Origin of the sequence: Vibrio sp. 10N.222.55.A1 (assembly GCF_041473835.1) — a bacterium.
Taxonomy (GTDB): domain Bacteria; phylum Pseudomonadota; class Gammaproteobacteria; order Enterobacterales; family Vibrionaceae; genus Vibrio; species Vibrio crassostreae_C.
Map to the genome: position 1 here is coordinate 1 of NZ_JBFRSX010000084.1, position 2184 is coordinate 2184.

Genomic DNA, 2184 nt, shown 5'->3' on the forward strand with positions numbered 1-2184 from the left:
CCATCAAAGTGACGATTAATGGCACCAATGACCGCCCTACTATCTCAGGTACCTCAAGTGGCGCGGTGATCGAACAGGGCTTGAACACGGCAGGAAACCCCGATGCGACAGGGAGCTTAATCGCGACTGATATAGATAAGTCCGACACCGTTACGTGGGCAATCAATCAACCCCAAGGTCAATGGGGAACGCTGTCGATTGATCAGCATGGTCATTGGCACTATCAGCTAGACAATTCAACCGGCGGTGCCGCGGATAAACTCGCGGCTGGTGAACATCAGTCTGAATCATTCTGGATCACCGCTACCGATTCAACAGGAGCGACAGTCCCTCATAAAGTCGTTATCGATGTGCAAGGCAGCAACGACAAACCAATTGTCAGTGCGTGGACTCAGCTTCCTGCGGGTAAAGAGGATCAACCCGTAACCATCAAGGCTTCTGACTTGCTAACACATGCAAGCGATGTGGATAGTAGCGATGTATTGCACGTGACAAATTTGCAAGCGACACACGGTAGCCTGACTGATAATAAAGATGGCACTTATACCTTCACGCCAGATAAAGATTTCAATGGTGAGATTCGACTCACCTATGATGTGGTTGACGGCCATGGGGGCAGCGTCAGCACTCAAGCTAAGTTTGATCTTATCGCAACTCCAGATAACGCGATTATTACCGACGCACAAGCCAATGCAGACTTACGGGGAGTAACTGAAGATCGCGGCTATATAGATACCCACTACCAACTGCATTACGACGGCAGATTAAACATCCAAGACCCTGATAAGGGAGAGGCACAGTTTGATCCGAATATAGGCTCACAAACCTATCAAGGTATTGGCTACGACACCAAACTGGGTGGGCACATACTGCTCATGCGCGACGGTCACTACACCTATACCCTCGACAACCGTAATATACAGAACTTAGCGCAAGGCGAAGTTAAACACGATTCAGCCATTATACGCTCAGCAGATGGTACAACACACACGATAGAGCTAACGGTTCATGGTACCAACGATGCCCCAACCATCAATGCTCAGTCCCACTCAGTGACTGAAGGTGGAAGCGTTCTAAATGGACAAATGGTTGGCCAAGATATTGATACCGGTGCGGCCTTGACTTACAGCGCACCGCAGATTGATGGCTTGGTGGTTAATCCGGACGGCAGTTATAGCTTCGATCCTGCTCACTCTAGCTATCAATCGTTAGCATCAGGTGTCACGAAGACATTGACTGTTCCAGTAACAGTCACAGACGAGCATAATGCGAGCAGCACTCAAAACCTCTCAATAACGATTACAGGGGTTAATAATTCTGCCGTTATCGGCGGTGTCTATACTGGAGATGTTCATGAAGGGCATACCTATACAGCACCAGATGGTACAATGTCTGGTGGCTACGTCGATGATCGCTCACCAGATCATATGCATGGAAACATCGGCAAATTATGGAACGACGAAATACACACTGATGGTCACCTGAACATTGTTGATCCAGACTCCGGTGAAAGCCATGCCCAAACCGGCGTTTATTACGGCACTCATGGTCGTGTCATACTTCAGAGTAACGGAGATTGGAGCTACTACGCTTCCATAGGCCAAGACGCAACAGGTAGAAAGATTGATCACCTCGGCCAAGGTGAATCGATAACGGATACTGTCACCGTCAAATCGGCTGATGGCACCACTCACGATATTGTTGTCACCGTTCATGGCGATAACGACCGTCCGTATTGTTCTGGTGAAGTGCAACTGAACAGCGGTAAAGAAGATCTTGCTCAAACCATCACAGCAACCGAGCTAATCGCTAATACTGTTGACGTAGACGCCAACGATGCAGGTAAGCTCACTATCGCTAATTTGCATGCTGACCATGGCTCGATTCAAGACAATCACGATGGAACCTTCACCTTCACTCCAAGCCACAATTACAACGGCAGCGTCCACTTCACCTACGATGTGAAAGACGCGCATGGTGGTACAACACACACTGGCGCATCAACGACGCTCTCGGCTGTTGGCGATAAAGCCCAAATCGCTGGCGTTGATACTGGTTCAATAACCGAAAGCAGCGCGGGTGTCGACATGTCACCTGACTATGCTCACTCAGGCATAGCCACACTTGGCAATACAACACTCTATGCGGATGGCAAGCTGACCATTACAGACCCCGATGTAGGCG

General features: G+C 49.2%; 1 protein-coding gene. It reads left to right on the forward strand.

What is annotated here, in order from left to right; all coding sequences use genetic code 11:
- A partial coding sequence (locus AB4493_RS20560) for a VCBS domain-containing protein (protein ID WP_372155724.1) occupies positions 1-2184 on the forward strand: 2184 nt, incomplete at both ends.